Origin of the sequence: Enterobacter cloacae complex sp. BZL2005 (assembly GCF_049238885.1) — a bacterium.
In the GTDB taxonomy this organism is placed as follows: domain Bacteria; phylum Pseudomonadota; class Gammaproteobacteria; order Enterobacterales; family Enterobacteriaceae; genus Enterobacter; species Enterobacter roggenkampii.
On the sequence record NZ_JBMKGI010000008.1, the window covers coordinates 140,614 to 166,471 of the forward strand.

23 protein-coding genes are annotated in these 25,858 nt (G+C 57.6%); 5 read left to right on the forward strand and 18 right to left on the reverse strand.

Going from position 1 to position 25,858, the window contains the following annotated elements; all coding sequences use genetic code 11:
* From hscA to trmJ, 7 genes are all read right to left on the reverse strand, one after another.
* Complete coding sequence (hscA, locus tag ACOTXI_RS15355) at positions 1 to 1,851, reverse strand: Fe-S protein assembly chaperone HscA (protein ID WP_008502154.1); 1,851 nt, start codon at positions 1,849 to 1,851, stop codon at positions 1 to 3.
* A gap of 14 nt (positions 1,852 to 1,865) precedes the next feature.
* Positions 1,866 to 2,381 carry a co-chaperone HscB gene (gene hscB / locus ACOTXI_RS15360; protein ID WP_008502155.1) on the reverse strand — a complete coding sequence of 172 codons (516 nt, stop codon included), beginning with the start codon at positions 2,379 to 2,381 and terminating at the stop codon, positions 1,866 to 1,868.
* Positions 2,382 to 2,461: 80 nt separating this feature from the next.
* The gene (gene iscA, locus ACOTXI_RS15365) at positions 2,462 to 2,785 is read right to left on the reverse strand and encodes an iron-sulfur cluster assembly protein IscA (protein ID WP_008502156.1); all 324 of its coding nucleotides are present in this window, start codon (positions 2,783 to 2,785) and stop codon (positions 2,462 to 2,464) included.
* 13 nt (positions 2,786 to 2,798) lie between these two features.
* Positions 2,799 to 3,185, reverse strand: a complete 387-nt coding sequence (iscU, locus tag ACOTXI_RS15370; RefSeq protein ID WP_003860661.1) for a Fe-S cluster assembly scaffold IscU — start codon at positions 3,183 to 3,185, stop codon at positions 2,799 to 2,801.
* A 24-nt stretch (positions 3,186 to 3,209) separates the two neighbouring features.
* Positions 3,210 to 4,424 carry a cysteine desulfurase gene (gene iscS / locus ACOTXI_RS15375; protein WP_008502157.1) on the reverse strand — a complete coding sequence of 405 codons (1,215 nt, stop codon included), beginning with the start codon at positions 4,422 to 4,424 and terminating at the stop codon, positions 3,210 to 3,212.
* Between the two features lie 119 nt (positions 4,425 to 4,543).
* The gene (gene iscR / locus ACOTXI_RS15380; RefSeq protein WP_008502158.1) at positions 4,544 to 5,035 is read right to left on the reverse strand and encodes a Fe-S cluster assembly transcriptional regulator IscR; all 492 of its coding nucleotides are present in this window, start codon (positions 5,033 to 5,035) and stop codon (positions 4,544 to 4,546) included.
* Between the two features lie 231 nt (positions 5,036 to 5,266).
* Positions 5,267 to 5,992, reverse strand: coding sequence for a tRNA (cytosine(32)/uridine(32)-2'-O)-methyltransferase TrmJ (gene trmJ, locus ACOTXI_RS15385; protein ID WP_008502159.1), 726 nt, complete (start codon positions 5,990 to 5,992; stop codon positions 5,267 to 5,269).
* A gap of 131 nt (positions 5,993 to 6,123) precedes the next feature.
* Here trmJ and suhB point away from each other — a divergent pair, with 131 nt between their 5' ends.
* Positions 6,124 to 6,927 (forward strand): inositol-1-monophosphatase, encoded by an 804-nt coding sequence (suhB, locus tag ACOTXI_RS15390; protein WP_003860668.1) that lies wholly within the window; start codon positions 6,124 to 6,126, stop codon positions 6,925 to 6,927.
* A 59-nt stretch (positions 6,928 to 6,986) separates the two neighbouring features.
* Here suhB and ACOTXI_RS15395 read toward each other — a convergent pair whose 3' ends face one another.
* Entirely contained in the window at positions 6,987 to 7,967 is a 981-nt protein-coding gene (locus ACOTXI_RS15395; protein ID WP_058653455.1) for a nickel/cobalt transporter, read from the reverse strand.
* Positions 7,958 to 8,596, reverse strand: coding sequence for a DUF1007 family protein (locus tag ACOTXI_RS15400; protein WP_023294322.1), 639 nt, complete (start codon positions 8,594 to 8,596; stop codon positions 7,958 to 7,960). Before ACOTXI_RS15400 ends, ACOTXI_RS15395 begins: the two co-directional genes overlap by 10 nt.
* 125 nt (positions 8,597 to 8,721) lie before the next feature.
* Here ACOTXI_RS15400 and csiE point away from each other — a divergent pair, with 125 nt between their 5' ends.
* Positions 8,722 to 9,999, forward strand: a complete 1,278-nt coding sequence (csiE, locus tag ACOTXI_RS15405) for a stationary phase inducible protein CsiE (RefSeq protein ID WP_008502162.1) — start codon at positions 8,722 to 8,724, stop codon at positions 9,997 to 9,999.
* Here the strand turns inward: csiE and ACOTXI_RS15410 are convergent.
* On the reverse strand, positions 9,994 to 11,139 hold the full coding sequence (locus tag ACOTXI_RS15410) for a 3-phenylpropionate MFS transporter (RefSeq protein ID WP_058653452.1): 1,146 nt from the start codon (positions 11,137 to 11,139) through the stop codon (positions 9,994 to 9,996). The genes csiE and ACOTXI_RS15410 overlap by 6 nt on opposite strands.
* A 173-nt stretch (positions 11,140 to 11,312) precedes the next feature.
* Here ACOTXI_RS15410 and ACOTXI_RS15415 point away from each other — a divergent pair, with 173 nt between their 5' ends.
* Complete coding sequence (locus tag ACOTXI_RS15415; protein WP_008502164.1) at positions 11,313 to 11,735, forward strand: DoxX family protein; 423 nt, start codon at positions 11,313 to 11,315, stop codon at positions 11,733 to 11,735.
* 54 nt (positions 11,736 to 11,789) lie between these two features.
* Here the strand turns inward: ACOTXI_RS15415 and glyA are convergent, their stop codons facing one another.
* On the reverse strand, positions 11,790 to 13,043 hold the full coding sequence (glyA, locus tag ACOTXI_RS15420; protein ID WP_008502165.1) for a serine hydroxymethyltransferase: 1,254 nt from the start codon (positions 13,041 to 13,043) through the stop codon (positions 11,790 to 11,792).
* 304 nt (positions 13,044 to 13,347) lie between these two features.
* Between glyA and hmpA the strand changes: the two genes are divergently transcribed.
* Entirely contained in the window at positions 13,348 to 14,538 is a 1,191-nt protein-coding gene (gene hmpA, locus ACOTXI_RS15425; RefSeq protein ID WP_058653451.1) for an NO-inducible flavohemoprotein, read from the forward strand.
* An 80-nt stretch (positions 14,539 to 14,618) separates the two neighbouring features.
* On the opposite strand, the gene glnB is transcribed toward hmpA, so the two are convergent.
* The 5 genes from glnB to purL all read right to left on the reverse strand — a co-directional run bounded on the left by glnB (position 14,619) and on the right by purL (position 22,950).
* The gene (gene glnB, locus ACOTXI_RS15430) at positions 14,619 to 14,957 is read right to left on the reverse strand and encodes a nitrogen regulatory protein P-II (RefSeq protein WP_003860685.1); all 339 of its coding nucleotides are present in this window, start codon (positions 14,955 to 14,957) and stop codon (positions 14,619 to 14,621) included.
* Positions 14,958 to 15,037: 80 nt separating this feature from the next.
* Positions 15,038 to 16,375, reverse strand: a complete 1,338-nt coding sequence (gene glrR, locus ACOTXI_RS15435; RefSeq protein ID WP_058653449.1) for a two-component system response regulator GlrR — start codon at positions 16,373 to 16,375, stop codon at positions 15,038 to 15,040.
* Positions 16,362 to 17,099, reverse strand: coding sequence for a two-component system QseEF-associated lipoprotein QseG (gene qseG, locus ACOTXI_RS15440; protein WP_031275117.1), 738 nt, complete (start codon positions 17,097 to 17,099; stop codon positions 16,362 to 16,364). Before qseG ends, glrR begins: the two co-directional genes overlap by 14 nt.
* 1 nt (position 17,100) lies before the next feature.
* Entirely contained in the window at positions 17,101 to 18,528 is a 1,428-nt protein-coding gene (gene qseE, locus ACOTXI_RS15445; protein ID WP_058653447.1) for a two component system sensor histidine kinase QseE/GlrK, read from the reverse strand.
* Positions 18,529 to 19,062: 534 nt separating this feature from the next.
* Positions 19,063 to 22,950 (reverse strand): phosphoribosylformylglycinamidine synthase, encoded by a 3,888-nt coding sequence (purL, locus tag ACOTXI_RS15450; RefSeq protein WP_058653445.1) that lies wholly within the window; start codon positions 22,948 to 22,950, stop codon positions 19,063 to 19,065.
* 267 nt (positions 22,951 to 23,217) lie between these two features.
* On the opposite strand from purL, the gene mltF reads away from it, so the two are divergent.
* On the forward strand, positions 23,218 to 24,768 hold the full coding sequence (gene mltF / locus ACOTXI_RS15455; protein WP_021241875.1) for a membrane-bound lytic murein transglycosylase MltF: 1,551 nt from the start codon (positions 23,218 to 23,220) through the stop codon (positions 24,766 to 24,768).
* Here mltF and tadA read toward each other — a convergent pair.
* Both tadA and yfhb read right to left on the reverse strand, forming a co-directional pair.
* The gene (gene tadA, locus ACOTXI_RS15460) at positions 24,656 to 25,195 is read right to left on the reverse strand and encodes a tRNA adenosine(34) deaminase TadA (protein ID WP_008502172.1); all 540 of its coding nucleotides are present in this window, start codon (positions 25,193 to 25,195) and stop codon (positions 24,656 to 24,658) included. The two genes, mltF and tadA, sit on opposite strands and share 113 nt — an antisense overlap.
* Before the next feature lie 24 nt (positions 25,196 to 25,219).
* Positions 25,220 to 25,855, reverse strand: a complete 636-nt coding sequence (gene yfhb, locus ACOTXI_RS15465) for a phosphatidylglycerophosphatase C (RefSeq protein ID WP_032653055.1) — start codon at positions 25,853 to 25,855, stop codon at positions 25,220 to 25,222.
* Positions 25,856 to 25,858 lie beyond the last annotated feature (3 nt).

A 25,858-nucleotide genomic window follows, 5' to 3' on the forward strand; every position in this document is an offset into this window, starting at 1 on the left:
TTAAACCTCGTCCACGGACTGGCCTTTCAGCGCGACGCGGACAGATTTGTCCATGCGGCGAGCAGCAAAGTCCTGGGTTTGTTTATCAACGTTTTTAATGGCTTCTTCTATTGCGTCAGCGTCATTGCCTTCGGCCACGGCGCTTAAGCGCGCGGCAGCGTCGTCAATCACCTGGCGCTCAGCGGCGCTTAACAGCGCGGCGTCGGCAGCGAGCGCGCCGTTCAGGCTCTCCAGCACGCGTGCGGCTTCAACTTTCTGTTCAGCCAGCATACGCGCCTTCACATCCTGCTCGGCGTAGCTCATTGAGTCCTGAATCATGGAGGCGATTTCGCCATCGGTCAGGCCGTAGGACGGCTTAACCTGAATAGACGACTCGACACCGGTCGATTTTTCCATCGCCGTGACGCTCAGCAGACCGTCGGCGTCCACCTGGAAGGTGACGCGAATATGCGCCCCGCCCGCAGGCAGCGCCGGGATTCCGCGCAGCGCAAAGCGCGCCAGAGAACGGCAGTCCTGCACCAGCTCGCGTTCGCCCTGCATCACGTGGATGGACATCGCGGTCTGGCCGTCTTTAAAGGTGGTGAACTCCTGTGCGCGCGCCACCGGAATGGTGGTGTTACGCGGGATCACTTTCTCCACCAGGCCGCCCATGGTTTCTAAGCCCAGCGACAGCGGGATGACGTCCAGCAGCAGCATTTCACTGTCCGGCTTGTTGCCAACCAGAATATCGGCCTGGATCGCGGCGCCCACGGCAACCACTTTGTCCGGGTCGATGGAGGTCAGCGGCGTGCGGCCAAAGAATTCGCCCACGCGCTCGCGCACCAGCGGCACGCGGGTCGAACCGCCCACCATGACCACTTCCAGCACTTCGTTGGCCTCAACGCCGGCATCTTTCAATGCGCGACGGCAGGCCAGTAAGGTGCGTTTCACCAGCGGGGCAATCAGATCGTTAAACTGGTCGCGGGTGATGTCACCCTGCCAGCCCGCAACATTGACGGTGACGCTCTGCGCATCGCTCAGGGCAATTTTGGCGTCGATGGCCGCATCCAGCAGTTCACGCTGTACGCGCGCATCGCTGCGATCGCTGATGCCTGCCTGCTCGCGGATGTAGTCCGCCAGCAGATGGTCGAAGTCATCGCCGCCCAGCGCGGAATCCCCGCCGGTCGCCAGCACTTCAAATACCCCGCGGCTCAGGCGCAGGATAGAGATATCAAATGTCCCGCCGCCGAGATCGTAAACCGCGATCACCCCTTCCTGACCGGAATCGAGGCCGTAGGCAATCGCCGCCGCCGTCGGTTCGTTCAGCAGACGCAGCACGTGCAGGCCCGCCAGACGCGCGGCGTCTTTGGTGCCCTGACGCTGTGCATCATCAAAGTAGGCAGGAACGGTGATCACCACGCCGTCCAGATCGCCGCCGAGCGTGGCCGTAGCACGCTCCGCCAGCGCTTTGAGGATGTCAGCAGAAACACGAATCGGGTTCAGCAGACCGGCCGCGGTCGCAATCATCGGCAGGCCGTTTTCACTGGCCTGCAGCTGATACGGCAGATGCGGGTAGCGGGTCTGAATATCGGCCAGCGAGCGGCCCATCATGCGCTTGACGGAGCTGATGGTATTTGCCGGATCGCGCGCGGCGTTAGCGCGGGCGTCATAGCCGACCGCGTGACCCTGCTGCTGGTAGTGGACCACGGAAGGCAGCAGATGGCGGCCCTGCTCGTCAGCCAGCGTTTCCGCCTGGCCGCTGCGCACGGTCGCCACGAGGGAATTGGTGGTGCCCAGATCGATACCCACCGCCAGACGACGCTGGTGCGGTGCGGCACTTAAGCCAGGCTCACTAATTTGTAATAAGGCCATAATTGCTTCCGAAATTAAAAATCGAGCAGCTTTTCTTCGAGTTGTTCAGCACTGCTTCGCAGTTTATCGAGAAAACGGAGTTTGCGCACAGTGTCTGCCGCCACGTCCCAGGTCTCGTTGTTCAGTTGCTCCACCATCTGCTGATGGCGGGTATCGAACATGCCCTTCACGCGCGTGATGAAGCTTTCCAGACGCGCTTCGTCTTTGGCCTGTTCAATCTCATCCAGCTCTTCGCGCAGCTCCAGCTGCTCCATCAGAAACGCCGTGTCGCGCACGGTGTGCTGTTCGCTCGCCAGATCGAAACCGTGGAGCGAGAGCAGATACTCAGCGCGCGCCAGCGGATGGCGCAGCGTCTGCCAGGCCTGGTTGATGGTCGCGGATTGCGACACCGCAGCCAGCTGCTCTGCCTGAGTACCGCTCGCGAATTTGTCCGGATGGTACTGACGCTGCAGATCCTGAAAACGGATCGTCAGCGCCTGGAGATCGATCGGGTATTGAGCGGGTAGTCCGAAGAGAGTGAAGTAATCCATAACAATCTCAGGGGTAGCCTGTTAGAACAAACCCCACGCGTAGCGGGTAACGCCACGGTGGGGTTTCGGATGACGCGCGGTTAAACGTGGAAGCTTTCGCCGCAACCACACTCGTCTTTGACGTTCGGGTTCGTAAATTTGAACCCTTCGTTCAGGCCTTCTTTGACGAAGTCCAGCTGAGTGCCGTTGAGGAATTGCAGGCTTTTGCCATCGACCACCACCTTCACGCCCTTGTCTTCAAACACGATGTCATCAGACGCCGGCTCGTCAACAAACTCCAGTACGTAAGCCATACCAGAACAGCCGGAGGTACGTACGCCCAGTCGCAGGCCAAAGCCTTTACCACGGTTCGCCAGAAAAGAGCTTACTCGCGCGGCAGCGCTGTCGCTAAGGGTAATCGACATACTCAAACCTCAATTATTTTGCTTCACGTTTGCTTTTGTAATCCGCAATGGCGGCTTTGATCGCGTCTTCTGCCAGAATTGAGCAGTGAATTTTCACCGGTGGCAGTTCGAGTTCTTCAGCAATATCCGTGTTCTTGATTGCCTGTGCTTCGTCCAGAGACTTGCCCTTCACCCATTCGGTGACGAGGGAGCTGGACGCGATAGCAGAACCGCAGCCGTAGGTCTTGAAGCGCGCGTCTTCAATGATACCTTCATTGTTGACTTTAATCTGCAACTTCATCACGTCGCCACACGCTGGCGCACCGACCATGCCGCTACCAACAGATTCGTCGCTGTTGTCAAAAGAGCCAACGTTGCGTGGGTTTTCGTAATGATCGATGACTTTTTCGCTGTATGCCATGATTGAATTCTCCTTATGTACCGATTAGTGATGTGACCATTCAATGCTGTTCAGATCCACGCCCTGCTTGAACATTTCCCACAGTGGAGAAAGGTCGCGCAGACGGCCAATGGAGTTGCGAACCAGCTTGATGGTGTAGTCAATCTCTTCTTCGGTAGTGAAACGACCTAAAGAGAAACGGATAGAGCTGTGTGCCAGCTCGTCAGTCATACCCAGCGCGCGCAGCACGTAGGATGGCTCAAGGCTTGCAGACGTACAGGCAGAACCGGAAGAAACCGCCAGGTCTTTCAGCGCCATGATCAACGACTCGCCTTCAACATAGTTGAAGCTGACGTTGAGGATGTTCGGTGCGCCCTGCTCGAGATCGCCGTTCAGATACACTTCTTCCATATCTTTCACGCCGTCCCACAGACGGTTACGCAGCGTGCGCAGGCGTGCCATCTCGGTTTCCATCTCTTCTTTTGCAATGCGGTAGGCTTCGCCCATGCCCACGATCTGGTGAACAGGCAGCGTACCGGAACGCATGCCGCGCTCGTGACCACCGCCGTGCATCTGTGCTTCGATGCGGATACGCGGTTTACGACGAACGTACAGCGCGCCGATGCCTTTCGGGCCATAGATTTTGTGGCCGGAGAAGGACATCAGGTCAACTTTCAGCTGGCTCAGGTCGATAGGCAGTTTGCCCACGCTCTGGGTCGCGTCCACGTGGTAGATGATACCGCGCGCGCGGCACATTTCGCCGATGGTCGCGATGTCTTGTACCACGCCGATTTCGTTGTTGACGTGCATGATGGAGACCAGAATGGTGTCATCACGCATGGCCGCTTCGAGCTCTTTCAGATCGATAATGCCGTTGCTCTGTGGCGCCAGGTAGGTGACTTCGTACCCTTCACGCTCCAGCTGGCGGCAGGTGTCCAGCACGGCTTTGTGTTCGGTTTTGCTGGTGATGATGTGCTTGCCTTTTTTCTGATAAAAGTTGGCTGCACCTTTAATCGCCAGGTTGTCGGATTCGGTCGCACCGGAGGTGAAAACAATCTCACGCGGGTCGGCACCCACCAGGTCAGCAATCTGATTACGGGCGATATCAACCGCCTCTTCAGCATGCCAGCCAAAACGGTGTGAACGGGAAGCTGGGTTACCAAAGTTTCCGTCCAGGGTCAGACACTGCATCATTTTCTCGGCAACACGCGGGTCCACCGGCGTGGTTGCGGAGTAATCGAGATAAATCGGTAATTTCATTGCTCTTTAAACTCCGTACATCGCTTCAATGCAAGGAATCAGGCAACCGGCTGGATGTACGACCGAGTACACGGGGCGAGTCTACGCCCCGGCCTGATTCTGAAATACTTATCGTTTTATTACGCGCGTAATTTGACGTCGATAGCGTCCTGCGCGCGGGTGCTGCGTTGGGAATCATGGCTGTGCTGACGCCCCGAAACATCCAGAACTTCCTGGTTATTCACCAGCTCACCGAGGGTGATGTTGTTCAGGAAGCCGGTCAGACGGTCGCTCAGATCGCGCCACAGCGCGTGGGTCAGGCATTTATCGCCGCCCTGGCAGCCGCCTTTACCCTGGCAACGGGTCGCGTCAACGGATTCGTCAACGGCGCTGATCACTTCGCCAACTGCAATACTGCCCGCGTCTTTACCCAGCAGATAACCGCCGCCTGGGCCACGAACGCTGGAAACCAGTCCATTTTTACGCAGTCTGGAGAACAGCTGTTCCAGATAAGAGAGGGAGATCCCCTGTCGTTCAGAAATATCAGCCAACGGAACCGGGCCCGCTTCGGAGTTGAGCGCAACGTCCAGCATCGCGGTCACGGCATAACGCCCTTTAGATGTCAGTCTCATGTCTTACTTAACCTCAAACTCGCCCCTGCCCGGGGTTTTTTATTGTAAAATGGGGTATTGCATAGCAGGGCCAAGTCTGACATTCCTGACTAAAATGGTCAACTATTTACTTGACTGTTTTAGTCAGGTATTTAACCTTCTGTGCCGTTTTTTGTCGGGTGGCGCTTCGCGTACCCGACCTGCGGTTTTGTAGGCCGGATAAGCGAAGCGCCACCCGGCGAACAGACGACACTACTCTTTATTTTTCTGCTCAATCGACGCCAGGATCCCGCGCAGGATGTTCAGCTCCTGGCTTTCCGGACGCGCGCGGGTGAACAGACGGCGCAGCTTGTTCATCACCTGACCCGGGTGGCCTTCGCGGATAAAGCCGGTCGAGAGCAGCGTCTGCTCCAGGTGACCGTAGAAACGCTCAAGGTCGTCCACCAGCGGGTAAGCCGTCTCTTCTTTAGGCTCAACCTCTTTTTCCTGCGTTGCCAGCCACGCCATACGCACTTCATAGGCGATAACCTGCACCGCCATCGCCAGGTTCAGCGAGCTGTACTCCGGGTTTGCCGCAATCGCCACGTGATAATGACACTTCTGCAACTCGTCGTTGGTCAGGCCAACGCGCTCGCGGCCGAACACCAGCGCAACCGGTGCTTGTTCAGCCTCAGAGACACTTTTCAGGCCGCATTCACGCGGATCGAGCATTGGCCACGGCAGCGTGCGCGAACGCGCGCTGGTACCGACAACGAGGCTGCAGCCGGCCAGCGCTTCGTCAAGGGTATCGACGATCTGGGCGTTGCCGATCACGTCGCTGGCTCCGGCCGCCAGGGCGATGGCCTGCGAGTCTGGCTTCACCAGCGGGTTAACCAGCCACAGGTTCGTTAAGCCCATGGTTTTCATAGCGCGGGCAACGGAGCCCATGTTGCCGGTGTGCGATGTTTCGACCAGCACGATTCGAATGTTTTGCAGCATAATTTTTAATGTCTGGATTCAGTGTCTGAAGAATATTCGGGCATATTATCATAAACGGGAGACATAATCCGATCCCGCTGCTATACTCTGCGCCGATTTTCCTGTTCTTTAACATCCAGTGAGAGAGACCGATGCATCCGATGCTGACCATCGCCGTGCGCGCAGCGCGCAAGGCGGGTAATGTAATTGCCAAACACTACGAAACGCCAGACTCCGTAGAAACCAGCCAGAAAGGCAGCAATGATTTCGTGACGAACGTCGATAAAGCCGCAGAAGCGATTATTATCGAAACGATCCGCAAATCTTACCCACAGCACACCATCATCACCGAAGAAAGCGGTGAACATGAAGGTACCGATCAGGATGTTCAATGGGTTATCGATCCACTGGATGGCACCACCAACTTCGTCAAACGCCTGCCACACTTCTCTGTGTCTATCGCCGTACGCATTAAAGGCCGTACTGAAGTCGCCGTTGTGTACGATCCAATGCGTAACGAACTGTTCACCGCGACCCGCGGTCAGGGCGCACAGCTGAACGGCTACCGTCTGCGCTGCAGCAACGCACGCGATCTGGACGGCACCATCCTGGCGACCGGCTTCCCGTTCAAGGCGAAACAGCACGCGACCACCTATATGAATATCCTCGGCAAACTGTTCACCGAATGCGCGGACTTCCGTCGCACCGGTTCTGCTGCGCTGGATCTGGCCTACGTTGCCACCGGCCGCGTTGACGGTTACTTCGAACTCTCACTGAAGCCATGGGATTTTGCAGCGGGCGAGCTGATCGCGCGTGAAGCAGGCGCCATTGTGTGTGACTTCACCGGCGGCCATAACTATATGTCTACCGGCAACATTGTTGCGGGTAACCCACGCGTTGTTAAAGCCATGCTGGCCAACATGCGTGATGAACTGAGCGATGCGCTGAAGCGTTAATCCAGTTTGTTAAGCCCGGTGGCGCTACGCTTACCGGGCCTACAAAACCCCTCAGTACGCTAGAAAGGCCGCAATCCCCTTCCCACCGGCACCGCGCTCATCCACATCGTCACCGCCGCCACCAGCAGAATCACTCCCCCCGCCAGCGCAAGCGTTGTCCACCCTATCTGTCGCCACAGCACCGGCGTTTTACTGCCGCTGAGTTTGACCGCCAGCTGACGGAAGCTGTGAACCAGCAGCGCTAAAGACGAAATGGTGAGAGAGGTTCCTGCCGCCATCGCCAGCGCCGACAGCATTCCCCAGCCAAAGACACCTATTATCTTACTGAACAGCAGCACCATAATGGCACCCGAGCACGGGCGCATCCCCATCGAGAGAATAATCATCAGCCGGGCGCGCCAGTCGTCGCCGTTCTGTAATTGTTCCTGCGTGGGCAGATGCTGATGACCGCAGCCGCAGTGTTCATCATGAACGTGGTGCAGCGTAAAGGATTTGAACGTGGGCTTTTTCAGCAGCGCGCGCAGTTTTTTCAGCGCCCGCCAGCAGAGGATCAGCCCCAGCACGCCCACCAGCGCATAGCTGCCCTTCTCCAGCCAGAAGCTGCTCATGTGCAGCTGGCGCGCCGGAAGCTGTAATAGCGAAAGCACAACAACAACCAGCGCAATCGCCACGCTGCCCTGAAGCAGCGAAGAGGCCAGCGTCAGGCCGATGCTCGATTTCAGCTTAGACGGATGGGTGGCAAGCCAGGTGGTGATGACGACTTTGCCGTGCCCCGGCCCCAGCGCGTGCAGAACGCCATAGACAAAACTGAACGCCAGCAGGGAGCCGCCCGCTTTGGCCGGGTTCTCGGCCACCGCCTTCAGCAGTCTGCTCATCTGCTGGTTGACCTCACGCTGCCAGATAATGCTTTTCATCATCACCTGCGGCCAGGCCTGCCACAGCCACAGCGCCCCGCAAACCGCGAACAGCAAAAAGAGCGCCAGCGGCCAGAGGTGAAGCCAGCGACGCGGCTTGCGGATGGGAGAGGAGATCACTGACATTGTAACGTCACCTCCTGCGCGAACTGTTTACCCAGCTCCATGTCCTCAGGTGGGGCATCTTCTTTATCCAGCGAGATCGCAAAGTTCAGCGTCTCTTCGCTGGGTTTCGGGGTGTGCACGCCAATTTTGCAGCTTTTTTGCAGCGCGTCCGGCAGCCGTACGTCGCTGTCTTTGTCATAGCGCATGTCGACATAGTAGGTTGGGTCAAAAGTGGAAAAGCGGTACGTTTGCCCGGCCAGCGGCTGAGGATGCGCCAGCGGAAGCACGAACGTCAGCACCGCCTGATGCCCGTCACGCGTCATCCCGTATTCCGTTGGACGGTTCTGAAATTTGACCTTTTGGCCGTTATGCCAGAATTCGGTGAAGTAGTGCTGGCCGAGCACGTTGGCCATTACTTCCGCCGCCAGTTTTTTCCAGATGTCGTCGCCGGGCTTCGCGTTTCCCGCATCATAGAGCAGGTCAGCCGAAGTGATTTCATCCATCGTCCAGCGCATTTTCAGGCCGCTCAGCTGCGTGCCGTCGGTGACCAGCTCGGTCTGGAGACCAATAAAACTGTGAGGGTGGGCGCTGGCGGTGAAGGTGATAACCGCCAAAAATAACGCCATCGCACTTTGTTTAACTGTTTGCATCAATTCCTCACGTCAAAAATTCTGTGATGTTCCCCTGCAATCCTGAGTGAAAGGCCTGCCGGCGCGCTTTTCAGCGCTCATCCTTTAGCTATTCTTATCAAACATTCACACTGGATACCCGACAGATGATGACGACGCTTGAAATTCCATCTGTGCTTTCCAGTTCGCAGCGCCGCTGCCAGGTGCTTTTGATGCTTTACCTGCCCGATGCTGCCGTCACCGCACAGAGCATAATCGCTGCCAACGGCGTGGACGACGCGATGGCACGGCAAGATATAGCCGAGACGCGCGATGAAATCCAGCGCTATCACCGGCTGGATATCGTCACGCACCACGACGGCTGCTACCGGATTGAAGGCACAGCCCTGAATCAGCGTTTATGCCTGCTGCACTGGCTGCGCCGGGCGCTGCGGCTCTGCCCGCAGTTTGTCTCGCACCAGTTTACCCCCGCATTAAAAACCGCGCTTAAACAACTCGGCATCGCGCGCCCGCTTTACGACGATGCGAACCTGCGGGCGCTGATCGGCTTCTGCTCACGCAAGCTGCAGCGCCAGTTTGAATGCCGCGATGTGCAGTTTTTACAGCTCTATCTGCAATATTGTCTTATTCAGCACCAGCTCGGGAATACGCCGCAGTTTTCGCATGCCCAGCGCAGCTGGACCCAGTCGCGGGGAGAGTATTTTACGGCGCAGGAGATTGTCCGCCACTGGAAGCGGCGCGTGCCACAGGGCGCGCACGTGGATGAACAGCTGTTTCTGGCGCTGCTGTTTATGATGCTCCGCACGCCCGATCCGGTGCTCGATAAGCACCAGCAGGATCAGCGTCTACGCCGGGCCATCGTGCGCATGGTGGCCCGTTTTCGCTCGCAGACCGGAATGAACTTCAGCGATGAGCAGGGGCTGACCGATCAGCTGTATATCCATCTGGCTCAGGCGCTGGACCGTTCGCTGTTTGAGATCGGCATCGACAACAGCCTGCCGGAGGAGATCCATCGCCTTTATCCCCGGCTGTTACGTACCACGAAAGAGGCGCTGTTTGAGCTGGAGGCGGAATTCGGGCTGCGTTTTTCCGACGAAGAGATGAGCCTGGTGGCGGTAATTTTCGGTGCCTGGCTGATGCAGGAGACCGATCTGCATGAAAAACAGGTGATCCTGCTGACGGGAGACGATAAAGCCAGTGAGGAACAGATCGAACAGCAGCTTCGCGAGCTGACGCTGCTGCCGCTCAACATTCGCTACCTGACGCTGCAGGCTTTTCAGAAAGAGGGAGCGCCGCGCGAAGCCGCGCTGGTTATCACCCCCTACCCGACGGCCCTGCCGCTGTTCTCGCCGCCGCTGATCCATGCCGTTGAGACACTGAACGCGCAGCAGCAAGAACATATTCGCGCCATGCTGGAATCATAGCGACGCGCGGGCGGCCACTTTAGGTCGAACAACAATGGCGGGCAAGGCGACGAGCGCCATCACCCAGAAGACGCCGTGCCCCAGATGCTGATAGAGGAACCCCGTAAAGACCGTCATGATCGCGATACTGCCCCCCATTGCCACTGCCGAATAGACGGCCTGCAGGCGAATCACGTCCCCGCCCTCGCGCGCAGCGATATAGCGCATGGCCGCCAGATGGCACACGGTAAAGGTGCCGCAGTGAAGAATTTGCGCCACAATCAGCCACGGCAGATCGGTCGTCCAGCCCATAATCCCCCAGCGCGCCACGCCGCACACGGCGGAAAGCAGCAGCAGGTCACGCGCGCCAAAGCGACGGAACAGTTTTTTGCTCAGGGCAAAGATAATGACTTCGGCCACCACGCCCAGCGACCACAGATAGCCCACGGCGGAAGCGGAATATCCTGCCCCCTGCCAGTAGATGGCGCTGAAACCATAGTACGCCGCATGTGCCCCCTGAAGGAGGCACACGCACGCCAGAAAACGCCAGCTCTGTGCGACCAGGCTCTGCCATGCGGGCCAGCCCGCGCTCTCCTGATGGCGACTTTCCCCCTGCGGCATCACCGACGGTCGCAGAAGCATGCCCAGCAGCATCGAGGCAATACCGATACTCAGCAGGGCAAGAATGGCGCGGTAATCGTAGAGGCTGACCAGTTTCCCCACCAGCGCCGAGCCAATCACAAAGGCGATAGAACCCCACAGGCGCACGCGACCGTAGTCCATGGTGATCTGCTTTTGCCAGGTGTTCGCCAGGGCATCCGTCAGCGGCACCAGCGGTGAGAAGAACAGGTTAAAGCCAACCATCACCACCATCAGCCAGGCAAACTGATGGCTGACCCAGAAGCAGGCCACAAAGACCAGGGTCAGCAGAGCCAGAATGCGTACGGCCTTGATCAGTAAGGAGGGATCGCTGACGCGCGGGGCGATCAGCAGGCTGCCGAGGAAACGTGCCACCAGCCCGGCCCCCAGCAGGACACCGATGGTCTCAGGCGTCAGGCCGATACCCTTAAGCCAGACGCTCCAGAAAGGCAGAAAAATGCCGTAGCTAAAGAAATAGGTGAAATAACTGAGCGCCAGCCAGCGCGTGGAATGCAAGACCATGAATCCCTCCCGAAATCGAGGCCATAGTCTGGCGAGAATATAAAAATTAAGCAAGTAGATAGCCTGCTATAAATTAACGAAAAATTAACATCTTGTGCAGTCGTCTGGCTTATGGCAGGGAATGAAAATGTGTATTACGTTTAAATTACTCCACTTGCAGAGGTATTTCTGCCATGAACTCACTACGTTATCTCGATTTTGGTCAGTCGCGTCATCTGCTGCTGCTCATTGGCCGCATCGCGCTTGTCGTGCTGTTTATTATCTTTGGTTACCCGAAACTGACGGGGTTTAGCGGTACCGTACAGTATATGACCTCGCTGGGTACGCCGATGCCCATGCTGGCGGCCATTATTGCGGTGGTGATGGAAGTGCCTGCTGCGATCCTGATCGTACTGGGCTTTTTCACCCGCCCTCTCGCGGTACTGTTTGTGTTCTACACCCTCGGAACGGCGGTGATTGGGCATCACTACTGGGATATGACCGGTGATGCAGTCGTACCGAATATGATTAATTTCTACAAGAACGTCAGTATTGCTGGCGCCTTTATTTTGCTGGCGATTGTCGGACCTGGCGCCATCTCCCTGGACCGGCGTTAAGCCATAAAAAAAGGCCGCATGCGCGGCCTTTTTTATTTCTGCAAAGCAGAGGAATTATGCGTATACCGGGAAGCGTGCGCAGATATCCAGAACTTTACCTTTGACGCGCTCGATAACCGCTTCGTCATTGATGTTGTCCAGAACGTCACACATCCAGCCAGCCAGCTCTTTCACTTCCGCTTCTTTGAAGCCGCGGCGAGTCACGGCCGGAGAACCGATACGGATACCGGAGGTCACGAACGGGCTCTTCGGATCGTTTGGCACGCTGTTTTTGTTCACGGTGATGTTGGCGCGGCCCAGGGCAGCGTCAGCTTCTTTACCGGTCAGGTTCTTATCAACCAGATCCAGCAGGAACAGGTGGTTTTCAGTCCCGCCGGATACCACTTTGTAGCCACGGTTCAGGAACACTTCCACCATCGCTTTGGCGTTCTTAGCAACCTGCTGCTGGTAAACCTTGAACTCTGGCTCCATCGCTTCTTTCAGCGCGACCGCTTTTGCAGCGATAACGTGCATCAGCGGGCCGCCCTGCGCGCTTGGGAACACCGCGGAGTTCAGTTTTTTGTACAGCTCTTCGTCACCGCCTTTCGCCAGGATCAGGCCACCGCGTGGACCCGCCAGAGTTTTGTGGGTGGTGGTGGTCACAACGTGCGCATGCGGAACCGGGTTCGGGTAAACGCCTGCGGCAATCAGGCCCGCTACGTGCGCCATGTCAACGAACAGGTAAGCACCGATGCTGTCTGCGATTTCGCGCATTTTTGCCCAGTCAACGATACCGGAGTAAGCAGAGAAGCCACCGATGATCATCTTCGGTTTGTGCTCTTTAGCCTGCTTCGCCATGTCTTCGTAGTCAATTTTACCGGACTCATCAATACCGTAAGGGATGATGTTGTACAGTTTGCCGGAGAAGTTAACCGGGGAGCCGTGAGTCAGGTGGCCGCCCTGCGCCAGGTTCATACCCAGAACGGTATCGCCCGGCTGCAGCAGCGCGGTGTAGACCGCGAAGTTAGCCTGAGAGCCAGAGTGCGGCTGGACGTTTGCATAGTCAGCGCCAAAAAGTTCTTTCGCACGATCGATAGCCAGCTGCTCAACGATATCAACGTACTCGCAACCGCCGTAATAGCGTTTGCCCGGGTAACCTTCAGCGTATTTGTTGGTCAGCTGAGACCCCTGCGCCTGCATCACGCGCGGGCTGGTGTAGTTTTCGGAGGCGATCAGTTCGATGTGCTCTTCCTGACGTACTTTTTCCTGCTCCATAGCCTGCCACAGTTCGGCATCATAATCGGCAATGTTCATTTCACGCTTTAACATCCGCATCTCCTGACTCAGCTAACAAGTAAATTTTGGCCTGAAAAGGCAGTCCTGTTGGACGACGGGCAACAGTATAACTGATTAGTTCTGTGATAACAGGTCTTGACAAACGATTTTACGCAAACGTTTTCCTACCCGCCACGCAAGGGTTTGAGGAATAAAGCGCTCGCCCTTTCCAGCGGATTTCTTTTCAGGTTTGTGATGCATATTTTTCATCTTGCAAAGAACCATTTACAACGCAGGGGTATTTTTTATAAGATGCATTTAAAATACATCATTTAAATAACATCAGAAGGACGCGCTCATGCTCGACGCTCAAACCATCGCTACCGTAAAAGCCACTATTCCCCTGCTGGTGGAAACCGGCCCTAAACTCACCGCCCATTTCTACGATCGCATGTTCACGCACAACCCGGAGCTCAAAGAGATTTTCAACATGAGCAACCAGCGTAACGGCGATCAGCGTGAAGCGCTGTTCAACGCCATCGCGGCTTACGCCAGCAATATTGAAAACCTGGCTGCGCTGCTGCCCGCGGTGGAAAAAATCGCGCAGAAACATACCAGCTTCCAGATCCAACCCGAGCAGTACAACATCGTCGGTACTCACCTGCTGGCGACGCTGGACGAAATGTTCAGCCCAGGGCAGGAGGTGCTGGACGCGTGGGGTAAAGCCTACGGGGTGCTGGCAAACGTGTTTATCAACCGTGAAGCACAGATTTACAGCGAAAACGCCAGCAAGAACGGCGGCTGGGAAGGCACCCGCGCGTTCCGCATCGTTGAGAAAACCCCGCGCAGCGCGTTAATCACCAGCTTCGAGTTTGAGCCGGTGGACGGTCAACCGGTGGCCGATTACCAGCCAGGGCAGTATCTGGGGGTGTGGCTGAAGCCTGAAGGTTTCCCGCATCAGGAGATCCGTCAGTATTCTCTTACCCGCAAGCCAAACGGTAAAGGCTACCGCATTGCGGTGAAGCATGAGGACGGCGGTCAGGTTTCCAGCTGGCTGCATAACGAAGCGAACGTAGGCGACGTGGTCCATCTGGCCGCGCCGGCGGGCGACTTCTTCATGGCCGTTGAAGCGAATACCCCGGTGACGCTGATCTCTGCGGGTGTCGGCCAGACGCCGATGCTGGCGATGCTTGATACGCTGGCAAAATCACACCACGGTGCACAGGTTAACTGGTTTCATGCCGCCGAAAACGGCGACGTGCACGCCTTTGCGGATGAAGTCAACGCGCTGGGGGCGAGACTGCCACGCTTTACCGCACATACCTGGTATCGCCTGCCGACGGAGGCGGACCGCGCAGCCGCTCGCTTTGACAACGAAGGTCTGATGAATTTGAGCCAGATGGAAGGGGCGTTTAGCGCGCCGGACATGCAGTTCTACGTCTGCGGGCCGGTGGCGTTTATGCAGTATGCCGCGCAGCAGCTGGTGGGGCTGGGCGTGAACAAAGACAGCATTCATTACGAGTGCTTCGGCCCGCATAAGGTGCTGTAATCGCCCGGCGGCGCTTCGCTTGCGCGGGCCTACGAAGAGTTTTGTAGGCCGGGTAAGCGCAGCGCCACCCGGCAAGAACGTTAAATCGCGGCGTCGTCTTCTTCGCCGGTACGGATACGGATCACGCGCGCCACGTCAAAGACGAAGATTTTACCATCGCCAATCTTGCCGGTCTGCGCCGTGCGGATAATGGTGTCCACACAGGTGTCGACGATATCGTCGCTGACCACGATTTCAATTTTCACTTTCGGCAGAAAGTCCACCATGTACTCTGCGCCACGGTAAAGCTCGGTGTGGCCTTTCTGACGACCAAAACCTTTCACTTCCGTCACGGTCATCCCGGTGATGCCGACTTCCGCCAGCGCTTCACGTACATCATCCAGTTTGAAAGGTTTAATAATCGCATCAATCTTTTTCATGGTGGGTCCTTAAACTCTTGCCTGTAAGCTGCCTCGTAATCGATTGCTCACAGTACCATATTCAGGCAAATTTTGCGGTACTACTCTTTAAAATCGTTTGCTTCGAGCTCGTGGCGCGAGAGCAGCTTGTAAAACTCGGTGCGGTTGCGTCCGGCCATGCGCGCCGCGTGGGTCACGTTGCCTTTGGTGATCTGCAATAGCTTGCGCAGATAGTTCAGCTCGAACTGATTCCGCGCTTCGGCAAACGTCGGCAGCGCCGTGTTTTCCCCTTCCAGCGCCTGCTCCACCAGCGCGTCGCTGATGACCGGTGAGGAGGTCAGCGCCACGCACTGCTCAATCACGTTGACCAGCTGACGGACGTTACCCGGCCAGCTTGCGGCCATCAGCCGCTTCATCGCATCGGTGGAAAACGCGCGCACGAACGGTTTATGGCGATCGGCCGCCTGGCGTAAAAGATGGTTCGCCAGCAGCGGAATGTCTTCCGCACGTTCGGCCAGCGCCGGGATCTTAAGGTTCACCACGTTCAGGCGGTAGTAGAGATCTTCGCGGAACTCGTTGCTGGCCATCACTTTGGGCAAGTCGCGGTGGGTGGCGGAAATGATTCGCACGTTAATATCGATATCGCGGTTGCTGCCCAGCGGGCGCACTTTGCGCTCCTGCAGCACGCGCAGCAGCTTGACCTGCAGCGGTGCGGGCATGTCGCCAATCTCGTCCAGGAACAGCGTGCCGCCTTCCGCCGCCTGGAACAGCCCCTCACGGCTGCTTACCGCACCGGTGAATGCGCCGCGGGCATGACCAAACAGTTCGGATTCAAGCAGCTGCTCCGGGAGAGCGCCGCAGTTAATCGCAATAAAGGCGTTCTTGCTGCGCGGGCTGGCGTTATGAATTGCCTGCGCGAGGATCTCTTTCCCGGTTCCGCTCTGGCCGTTGATGAGCACGCTGACGTCCGACTGCGCCACCATCCTCGCCTGTTCCAGCAGACGCAGCATCACGGGGCTGCGCGTGACGATAGATTCCCGCCAGGCTTCATCCCCCGCCGGAGCGGCATGTTCCAGCGCGCTGTCGATAGCCTTATACAGTGCGTCTTTGTCCACCGGTTTGGTCAGGAAGCTGAACACCCCCTGCTGCGTCGCGGCAACCGCATCCGGGATCGACCCGTGCGCGGTCAGGATAATCACGGGCATACCCGGCTGCTGCTTCTGGATCTCCGCGAACAGCTGCAGGCCGTCCATTTCATCCATCCGCAGGTCGCTTATCACCAGATCGATTTTCTCGCGGCTGAGAATTTTCAGCCCCTCCAGCCCGCTTTCCGCGGTCACGACGCTGTAGCCCTCACTCACCAGACGCATCCCCAGCAGCTTTAACAGCCCGGGATCGTCATCCACCAGTAAGAGATGGGCTGGTTTACGGCTCGTCATGCTTCACATCCTCTTGTTTCGGCGTATCGCTGTCCGGCGCAGCGGATGAACTCCCCGGCTGATATTTACGCGACGAGAGCTGTCTTTCGATATCGGTCAGGTTCTCCAGCTTGCGCGTCGTGGTATCCAGCTGGGTACGTAAATGTTGCTGCTGTTGACGCAGCGTATCCAGCTCGCTGTCGGTTGACTGTTGCAGCTTGCTGTAGCGGGAGCGCTCTTCAGAAAGCTGAAGCTGTAGCGTCTGTCCCTCGCGCCAGAGCTGGTATACCGGGCGGATCTGTACCGGAAGATTGACCACAAACGTGTCCAGTCGGGTCACGTTGGTGCGGCGTTCGACGGGAGTGATTTTCGCATCCGCCAGCAAAATCCCACGCTTGAACGCGTCCTGCCAGGTATCATCATCCAGCATCGCCGCTTTCGCGCGGGCATCAACCGGCGCCAGACGCTGGGCGCAATCTATCCCGCGCAGCCAGAACAGCGGGTTAGTTTCGACGTCATGGCCTGAGAGGTTCCAGATGTCGTCACAGCGGGTTGAGAGGAAATCAGCCAGCTGGTTATCGGGCCATTTATCTTCTTGTTTATCGCTAATCGCACTTTGCGGCACATGGGAAACACACCCTGCCAGAAATACACAGGGCAGGCTCAGGCGAAGCGTGCTGCGGGAAAACACCGCGCGTACGGCGCGGGAAAAGACGTGTGACATACTCACCAGACATAGATTCATTTTATTGATTTTTCCGGCTCAGGGGCAGTTCAATACGGAAGCAAACATCCGAGCGTTCGTCCGTGGCGATGTTAAGCTCACCCTGCATGCGTCGTATGCAGTCCCGGGCGATGCTTAAGCCCAGACCACTGCCTTTCACCGCACCTTTCCGCTGATGACTCCCCTGGAAAAAGGGCTCGAAGATCATGGTTTTTTCGTCATCGGGGATCGGGGTGCCGGTGTTAGCGACGTCTATAAACACCCGGGAACCCTTCGTATAGCTTCGGATATAAATGTTACCGGATTCAGTACCATAGTGCACCGCATTGGAATAAAGATTATCCAGCACGCTCATTAACAGCATGGGTTCAGCAAGACAGGTCGGCGCATTCAGCTCTACACCGGTATGCATCATTTTAGCTCTTGCTGGCAGGCTATGGGCGGAGATCACCATATCCACCAGCGGTTCAATGTCGACGTTTTCCAGTACGACCGCTCCGTCAGCCAGCTTGCGGTTGTAATCCAGCAGCTGCTCAATCAGCTTCTGCAGATTGCGGCTGCTGTTATCCAGGATCTCGACAATTTCTTTCTGTTCGGGCGTAAGCGGCCCAGCCACTTCATCCGCCAGCAGCTCCGTCCCTTCGCGCATGCTGGCCAGCGGCGTTTTAAGCTCATGGGAGATATGGCGCAGGAACTGATGACGCTGTGATTCAAGCCACGCCAGGCGCTCGGACAGCCAGATAATACGCTGACCGACGGAACGCAATTCGCGGGGACCTTTAAAAGCGACCGTATCCCCGAGCGATTTCCCCTCCCCCAGGCGGTTGATCATCCGCTGGATACCCTTCACCGGGCCGATGATCATGCGGGTAAAGAGCAGCACCAGCCCGAGGCTCACGAGGAACAGCACCAGCGCCTGCCAGCCGAAGAACTGGCCGCGCTCGGCAATCTCCTGCTGAAGCTGCTGGCCACGAGAGAAAATTACCGTGCGGGTTGACTGCACCATCTCGGTATTGGCGTTGGCGAAGGCTTCCAGGCGCGCGGCGGCGGCGGCATCGGGTCCACTGTTGTGGCACTGCAGCTGCGCAAGATCGTTCAGATCCTGACGTAACGCCTGGTACAGCTTGTCGTCAGGCAATACGCCGGCGTGGGCGTCCAGCATTTCGCTATAGCGCTTGCGCTGGCTCTGATAAACCTTTTCCAGCGTGCGATCGTCAAGCACGCAGTACTGACGATAGCTACGCTCCATCTCAAGCGCGGCGTTGGTCATGGCTTGACTGCGTCTTGCGTCAATAAGCGTCGTGCGGTTCGTCAGTGCCGCCTGGGCACTCAACGCGTTCAGGCTTTGCCAGGCCTGCCAGGCAAGGATCAGCAACGGCAGCAGGATCAGCAGGAAGGCCATCATCACGAGCTGTCGCAGGGAACGGGGAAAGACGGGCCAGCGTTTCAACGCATTACTCTCTTAATGGGGATATACGCAGAGCGTAACTGAGTCTGCCCTTCAGATACAACAAAGCCGGGTAAAAACCCGGCTTTGTCATGGAATGAGGCGGTGCCTAACTCGACGTTTCGCCCTGGCCTGATAAAGCATCGCTATGATCAGTAGTTGGACGGCAGGCACCTTTTTGTGCGTCATTCGAAGTTTATGTAGCACGTCCCGAAGGGGCTGACATAAGTAGGTGAATGAGCCACTGGTTAATATTATGCAACACCCATGCCAAAATGCAAAACAAAATATTAACACATTGAAATATATGATTTTTACTCGCTTAACCCGTTCATTATCGGTTGAATGATTTCCAGGCTAAGTGTCGCTGTTCAGCAACACCTTAACGGGAACCTTTACTGCCATATATAAATCAATGAGTTATATGTCTCCATTTAGAGACAGTCATGTACCCTCTTTGTCGCAATTTTGCGACACGCATAAAAAAGCCCGGTGGCGCTACCGCTTACCGGGCCTGCAAAGTACCTGCTTTACTTCTTAACCCAGCTGTTTACGCGCGTTGCGGAAGATGCGCATCCACGGGCTGTCCTCGCCCCAGTTTTCCGGATGCCAGGAGTTGCTCACGGTACGGAACACGCGCTCCGGGTGCGGCATCATGATAGTCGCGCGGCCGCTTTCACTGGTCACCGCCGTAATACCGTTGACGGAACCGTTCGGGTTAGCCGGATAGGTTTCTGTTACCTTGCCGAAGTTATCGACAAAGCGCAGCGCTACCAGACCTTTGCTCTCCAGCTGAGCCAGATGCGCAGCATCACGCACCTCTACCTGACCTTCACCGTGGGAAACGGCGATTGGCATCTGTGAACCGACCATACCCTGCAGCAGCAGAGACGGGCTCTGGGTCACTTCCACCAGGCTGAAGCGTGCTTCGAAGCGGTCAGACTGGTTACGCACAAAGCGCGGCCAGGCTTCGCTGCCCGGGATCAGCTCGCGCAGGTTAGACATCATCTGGCAGCCGTTACACACGCCCAGCGCCAGCGTCTGAGGACGGTGGAAGAAGGTTTCGAACTCGTCGCGCACGCGGCTGTTGAACAGAATGGACTTCGCCCAGCCTTCGCCCGCGCCCAGCACGTCGCCGTAGGAAAAGCCGCCGCACGCCACCAGCGCCTGGAAATCTTCCAGACCGGTACTGCCTGCCAGCAGGTCGCTCATGTGGACGTCGATAGCGTCAAAGCCCGCGCGGTGGAAGGCCGCCGCCATCTCAACGTGGGAGTTAACGCCCTGCTCGCGCAGCACGGCCACTTTCGGACGCGCACCGGTCGCAATGTACGGCGCGGCAATGTCTTCGTTTATGTCGAAGCAGAGCTTCACGTTCAGGCCAGGATCGTTGTCGTTCGCCTTCGCGTTGTGTTCCTGATCGGCGCATTCCGGGTTGTCACGCAGGCGCTGCATCTGCCAGGTGGTTTCCGCCCACCACATACGCAGCGTGGTGCGGCTTTCGCTGAACACGGCGTGGCCGTCGGCTTCAATCACGAAACGGTCGCCCTGCACCGCTTTACCGAGATAGTGTACGCAGTCTGCCAGACCGTGCTGCGCCAGAATCGCTTCAACCGCATCGCGATCCGCCGCACGCACCTGAATCACGGCGCCCAGCTCTTCGTTAAACAGCGCGGCCAGACGGTCTTCGCCAAGCGTCGCGATGTTCGCTTCCACGCCGCAGTGGCCGGTGAAGGCCATCTCTGCCAGGGTCACCAGCAGGCCGCCGTCGGAACGGTCGTGGTAGGCCAGCAGCTTGCGCTGCGCCACCAGCGCCTGAATCGCGTCGTAGAAGCCTTTCAGCTGCGCCACGTCGCGCACGTCGGCTGGCTTATCGCCGAGCTGACGGTAAACCTGCGCCAGCGCGGTGGCGCCCAGCGCGTTGTGGCCTTTACCCAGGTCAATCAGCAGCAGGGCGTTATCTTCGGTCACCAGCTGCGGCGTAACGGTGTGACGCACGTCTTCCACGCGGGCAAACGCGGTGATCACCAGCGACAGCGGAGAGGTCATCTCGCGCTGCTCGTTGCCTTCCTGCCAGCGGGTTTTCATCGACATGGAGTCTTTGCCCACCGGAATGGTCAGGCCGAGGGCAGGACACAGCTCCTCACCCACCGCCTTCACGGCTTCATACAGGCCCGCGTCTTCGCCTGGGTGACCGGCAGCGGCCATCCAGTTTGCGGAGAGCTTAATACGTTTGATGTCGCCAATCTGCGTGGCGGCGATGTTGGTCAGCGCTTCACCGACCGCCAGACGGGCAGAGGCCGCGAAGTCCAGCAGCGCGACCGGGGTGCGTTCGCCCAGCGCCATCGCTTCGCCGTAGTAGCTGTCGAGGCTCGCAGTGGTTACGGCGCAGTTCGCCACCGGGATCTGCCACGGGCCGACCATCTGGTCGCGGGATACCATACCGGTCACGGTACGGTCGCCGATGGTCACCAGGAAGGTTTTCTCCGCCACAGCTGGCAGGTGCAGCACGCGGTTAACGGCTTCTGCTACGGTGATGCCCTGACGATCCAGCGCTTTGCCCGCCGCCTTACGGGTCTGCACGTCGCGGGTCATCTTCGGCGTTTTTCCGAGCAGGACGTCGAGCGGCAGATCGATCGGCTGGTTGTCGAAATGGGTGTCGCTCAGAGTCAGGTGCTGCTCTTCGGTCGCTTCACCGATGACGGCATACGGCGCGCGCTCGCGGCGGCACAGCTCGTCAAACAGCGGCAGCTGATCCGCCGCAACGGCCAGCACGTAGCGCTCCTGGGATTCGTTACACCAGATTTCCAGCGGGCTCATGCCAGGCTCATCGCTCAGGATGTCGCGCAGGTTGAAACGACCACCGCGGCCGCCGTCGCTCACCAGCTCCGGCATGGCGTTGGACAGACCACCCGCGCCCACGTCGTGGATAAAGAGGATCGGGTTAGCATCGCCCAGCTGCCAGCAGCGGTCGATCACTTCCTGGCAGCGACGCTCCATCTCCGGGTTGTCACGCTGCACGGACGCGAAGTCGAGATCCGCATCAGACTGGCCTGAGGCCATCGAAGAGGCCGCACCGCCTCCCAGACCGATGTTCATCGCCGGGCCGCCGAGCACGATCAGCTTCGCGCCGACGACGATCTCGCCTTTCTGCACGTGATCGGCACGGATGTTGCCGATCCCGCCCGCCAGCATGATCGGTTTGTGGTAGCCGCGCAGCTCTTCGCCGTTGTGGCTGTCCACTTTCTCTTCATAGGTACGGAAGTAACCGTTCAGCGCCGGACGACCAAATTCGTTGTTAAACGCCGCGCCGCCCAGCGGGCCTTCGGTCATGATATCCAGCGCGGTCACAATGCGCTCTGGCTTGCCGAAATCTTCTTCCCACGGCTGTTCAAAGCCCGGGATACGCAGGTTGGAGACGGAGAAACCGACCAGACCCGCTTTGGGTTTTGCACCACGACCGGTCGCCCCTTCGTCACGGATTTCACCGCCGGAGCCGGTCGCCGCACCCGGCCACGGGGAGATCGCCGTCGGGTGGTTGTGGGTTTCAACCTTCATCAGGATATGCGCGGGCTCCTGATGGAAGTCATAGCGCCCTGCTTCGCGATCGGCGAAGAAGCGGCCCACCTCAGAACCTTCCATCACCGCGGCGTTGTCTTTATAGGCAGACAGCACGTGGTCAGGGGTTTGCTCCATGGTGTTTTTGATCATTTTGAACAGTGACTTTGGCTGCTGTTCGCCGTCAATAATCCAGTCGGCATTGAAAATCTTGTGGCGGCAGTGCTCCGAGTTCGCCTGCGCGAACATGTAGAGTTCAATGTCGTTCGGGTTACGGTTGAGCTTAACGAACGCATCCTGCAGGTAGTCGATTTCGTCTTCTGCCAGCGCCAGGCCGAGACGCAGGTTGGCGTCAATCAGTGCCTGACGGCCCTGTCCCAGCAGGTCCACGCTCTGTACCGGCGCAGGCTGATGGTGGGAGAAAAGCTTCTGCGCGTCATCAAGAGAGGCAAATACGCTCTCCATCATGCGGTCGTGCAGTTCAGCCGCAACCGCCTGCCACTGCGCGTCGCTCAGGGTAGAGGCTTCCACGTAGTACGCTACGCCGCGCTCCAGACGGTTAATCTGGCTCAGGCCACAGTTGTGGGCGATGTCGGTGGCTTTGGAAGACCAGGGGGAGATGGTGCCCGGACGCGGCGTCGCAAGGATCAGTTTGCCGGTTGGCGTATGGCTGCTGAGGCTTGGGCCATACTTGAGCAGGCGTTCCAGCTGTACGCGCTCCTCTGCATTCAGGGGGGCATTCAGGTCAGCAAAATGGACATACTCAGCGTAAATATTGCTTACCGGAAGGTCGGCCGCCTGAAAACGTGCCAGCAGTTTGGTAATACGGAAGGCAGACAGTGCAGGCGAACCACGCAGAATTTCCATCATAAGTCTCTCGTCTTCGAAGCGCCGGGGCGCTTTCAGTGTGCGCAAGGGGGGAAAACGGGCGTCATTATAGAGAATCCTGAGCGCCGACGAAACCGTTTGCGTCGAAATAAAATTGACGAAGAGATTTAACAATAGATGTGACCTGTCTCTCTAATTGGTTGCCAAGTGGCGCAAGTTTACGCAAAATGCCGCTCATTCAATGGCAAACCTTATTGTTAACATGGCTACAGCAGACTGAGGCAACCGGCGTCGCAGAGAATTAACTAATTGAAAAAATTAAAGATTAATTATCTGCTCATCGGCATTGTAACGTTGCTGCTGGCAGTGGCCCTCTGGCCTTCCATCCCCTGGATCGGCAAAGCCGAAAACCGTATCGCCGCCATTCAGGAGCGGGGGGAATTGCGCGTCAGTACCCTTAACTCTCCGCTGATTTACAGCGACATCAACGGCAAAATCATTGGTCTGGATTATGAACTGGCACAACAGTTCGCCGATTATCTTGGCGTGAAGCTAAAAATCACCGTCCGCCAGAATATCAACCAGCTGTTTGACGACCTCGATAACGACGATGCCGATATGCTGGCCGCCGGGCTGGTGTATAACAGCGAGCGCAGCAAAAACTATCAGCCGGGCCCGACCTACTACTCCGTTTCGCAGCAGCTGGTTTATCGCGTCGGGAGCCTGCGCCCGCGCTCGCTGGCGTCGATTAACGATCGGCAGCTGACGATTGCCCCCGGTCACGTGGTAATTGACGATCTGCGCGAGCTCAAGGAGAAGAAATATCCGGACCTGAGCTGGACGGTGGATGCGAAACTCGGCACGACGGAGCTGCTGGAGCAGGTAAAAGATCAGAAAGTCCCTTACACCATCGCCGATTCGGTCGCGATCAGCCTGTTCCAGCGGGTGCATCCTGAAATCGCCGTGGCGCTGGACGTCACCGACGAGCAGCCTGTGACCTGGTTTACTCAGCTCGACGACGATCAGACCCTCTCTGCCGCGATGCTCGATTTCTTCAACACCATGAATGAAGACGGTACGCTGGCGCGCCTGGAGGAGAAGTACCTCGGGCATGGTGATGACTTTGACTACGTTGACACCCGCAGCTTCCTGCGTGCGGTAGACAGCGTCCTGCCGGACCTGCAGCCGCTGTTCGAAAAATACGCCCAGGAAATTGACTGGAAACTGCTGGCGGCTATTTCTTATCAGGAATCCCACTGGGATACCCAGGCCACGTCTCCGACTGGCGTACGTGGTTTGATGATGTTAACCAAAAATACCGCGCTGAGCCTGGGCGTCAATGACCGTACCGATGCGGAACAGAGCATCAGCGGCGGCGCGCGCTACCTGCAGGATATGATGGCCAAAGTCCCGGAAACGGTACCGGAAGAGGAGCGGATCTGGTTCGCGCTGGCGGCCTACAATATGGGCTATGCGCATATGCTGGATGCGCGAGCGCTGACGGCCAAAACGAAAGGCAACCCGGACAGCTGGTCAGACGTAAAACAGCGGCTGCCGCTGCTGAGCCAGAAGCCATGGTATAACAAGCTGACGTACGGCTACGCGCGCGGGCATGAAGCCTACGCTTACGTGGAAAATATCCGTAAATATCAGATTAGCCTGGTCGGGTATCTGCTGGAGAAAGAGAAAGAGGCGACAGAGGCCAAACGGCTGGCCCAAAGTTACCCTGTCGTGGCGCCGGACGAGCTTAACCGTCCGTCGGCTTCAATTCTGCCTTTTGCTGCTTTTTCTGCTGACGGCGCATTCGAAAGAAATCGCTTAATAGCCCCGAACACTCTGGTGCAAGCACCCCGCCGATAGTCTTCACCTGGTGGTTCATCCCCGGGTGACCCAGCACGTCCATCAGCGAACCGGCCGCGCCGGTTTTTTCATCCCGCGCACCGAAGACCAGAGTCCCGATCCGGCTGTGCACCATCGCCCCGGAGCACATCACACACGGCTCCAGCGTCACATACAGCGTGGTATCAAGCAGGCGATAGTTTTGCAGCACCAGACCGCCCTGACGAAGCGCCATGATTTCGGCGTGCGCCGTCGGATCGTGGCGGCCAATGGGACGGTTCCACCCTTCACCAATCACCTGGTTATTGTGGACCAGCACGGCGCCCACGGGCACTTCGCCCTCGTCCCAGGCACGCTGAGCGAGCGTTAGCGCATGGCGCATCCAGTATTCATGTGAGAATTCAGGGTTGGACAACGGTTGATACTCCAGTCGAAAAGCGGGCGGCATTATACACACCCCTTATGGATAAGACTATTCGAGTTGCTGAAGTTCACCTGATGGCGTGACGCGCCAGCGGTGCTGGCAAAAATAGAGCAGCGGGTTGTCCTGCTTGCTGTCGCTGTAGCCGCTGTACAGGCGCAGTGGCGTGCCGATACGTTTTTCCAGCTGGACCACTTTTTCATGCCCCAGGCAGCGCATCGTCAGCACCCAACCGCCGTAACCGCGGGCAATTTGCGTGGCGATAAGATTTACGCGCGGAAGCCAGGGGGTATCAAAGTAGACCTGCTCCACCAGCGTCTGCGGGGAGCCGGTAATCAGCCAGATGTCGGCATCGTTCGCGTCGAGATAGCCGGTCAGGCGCGCCTGCACCACCGGGAATGCGGCAACGTGGCCGCGGAACCAGTGCGCAAAATCCTGCTCGAGCTGTTTGAGGCGCGCTTCGCTGTGCCCAAACGTACATCCCCACAGCAGCAGGCTCATTGGCCATCGCGCCGCACGGCCCTTCACCAGCAGCGCGATCCCAATAACAGGTAAGAGCGGTAGCACGAGCAGCGCATTCAGAGGCTGACGCCGCAGCAGGTAACGCATAAACGTACCAAACATATCCTGCTGATGCAGCGTGCCATCCAGGTCGAAAAAGACAACGCGACGCCCGTGATTTGCCAAACC

What these genes read in the sequence shown, in the direction of transcription:
- purL (WP_058653445.1), bottom strand. Translation starts at nt 22,950, where the DNA reads ATGATGGAAATTCTGCGTGGTTCGCCTGCACTGTCTGCCTTCCGTATT.
- trmJ (WP_008502159.1), bottom strand. Translation starts at nt 5,992, where the DNA reads ATGCTGCAAAACATTCGAATCGTGCTGGTCGAAACATCGCACACCGGC.
- hscB (WP_008502155.1), bottom strand. Translation starts at nt 2,381, where the DNA reads ATGGATTACTTCACTCTCTTCGGACTACCCGCTCAATACCCGATCGAT.
- qseG (WP_031275117.1), bottom strand. Translation starts at nt 17,099, where the DNA reads ATGAATCTATGTCTGGTGAGTATGTCACACGTCTTTTCCCGCGCCGTA.
- iscA (WP_008502156.1), bottom strand. Translation starts at nt 2,785, where the DNA reads ATGTCGATTACCCTTAGCGACAGCGCTGCCGCGCGAGTAAGCTCTTTT.
- suhB (WP_003860668.1), top strand. Translation starts at nt 6,124, where the DNA reads ATGCATCCGATGCTGACCATCGCCGTGCGCGCAGCGCGCAAGGCGGGT.
- iscU (WP_003860661.1), bottom strand. Translation starts at nt 3,185, where the DNA reads ATGGCATACAGCGAAAAAGTCATCGATCATTACGAAAACCCACGCAAC.
- glrR (WP_058653449.1), bottom strand. Translation starts at nt 16,375, where the DNA reads ATGACGAGCCGTAAACCAGCCCATCTCTTACTGGTGGATGACGATCCC.
- glyA (WP_008502165.1), bottom strand. Translation starts at nt 13,043, where the DNA reads ATGTTAAAGCGTGAAATGAACATTGCCGATTATGATGCCGAACTGTGG.
- iscR (WP_008502158.1), bottom strand. Translation starts at nt 5,035, where the DNA reads ATGAGACTGACATCTAAAGGGCGTTATGCCGTGACCGCGATGCTGGAC.
- ACOTXI_RS15400 (WP_023294322.1), bottom strand. Translation starts at nt 8,596, where the DNA reads ATGCAAACAGTTAAACAAAGTGCGATGGCGTTATTTTTGGCGGTTATC.
- ACOTXI_RS15410 (WP_058653452.1), bottom strand. Translation starts at nt 11,139, where the DNA reads ATGGTCTTGCATTCCACGCGCTGGCTGGCGCTCAGTTATTTCACCTAT.
- ACOTXI_RS15395 (WP_058653455.1), bottom strand. Translation starts at nt 7,967, where the DNA reads ATGTCAGTGATCTCCTCTCCCATCCGCAAGCCGCGTCGCTGGCTTCAC.
- tadA (WP_008502172.1), bottom strand. Translation starts at nt 25,195, where the DNA reads ATGCCGCCCGCTTTTCGACTGGAGTATCAACCGTTGTCCAACCCTGAA.
- ACOTXI_RS15415 (WP_008502164.1), top strand. Translation starts at nt 11,313, where the DNA reads ATGAACTCACTACGTTATCTCGATTTTGGTCAGTCGCGTCATCTGCTG.
- csiE (WP_008502162.1), top strand. Translation starts at nt 8,722, where the DNA reads ATGATGACGACGCTTGAAATTCCATCTGTGCTTTCCAGTTCGCAGCGC.
- hmpA (WP_058653451.1), top strand. Translation starts at nt 13,348, where the DNA reads ATGCTCGACGCTCAAACCATCGCTACCGTAAAAGCCACTATTCCCCTG.
- glnB (WP_003860685.1), bottom strand. Translation starts at nt 14,957, where the DNA reads ATGAAAAAGATTGATGCGATTATTAAACCTTTCAAACTGGATGATGTA.
- iscS (WP_008502157.1), bottom strand. Translation starts at nt 4,424, where the DNA reads ATGAAATTACCGATTTATCTCGATTACTCCGCAACCACGCCGGTGGAC.
- hscA (WP_008502154.1), bottom strand. Translation starts at nt 1,851, where the DNA reads ATGGCCTTATTACAAATTAGTGAGCCTGGCTTAAGTGCCGCACCGCAC.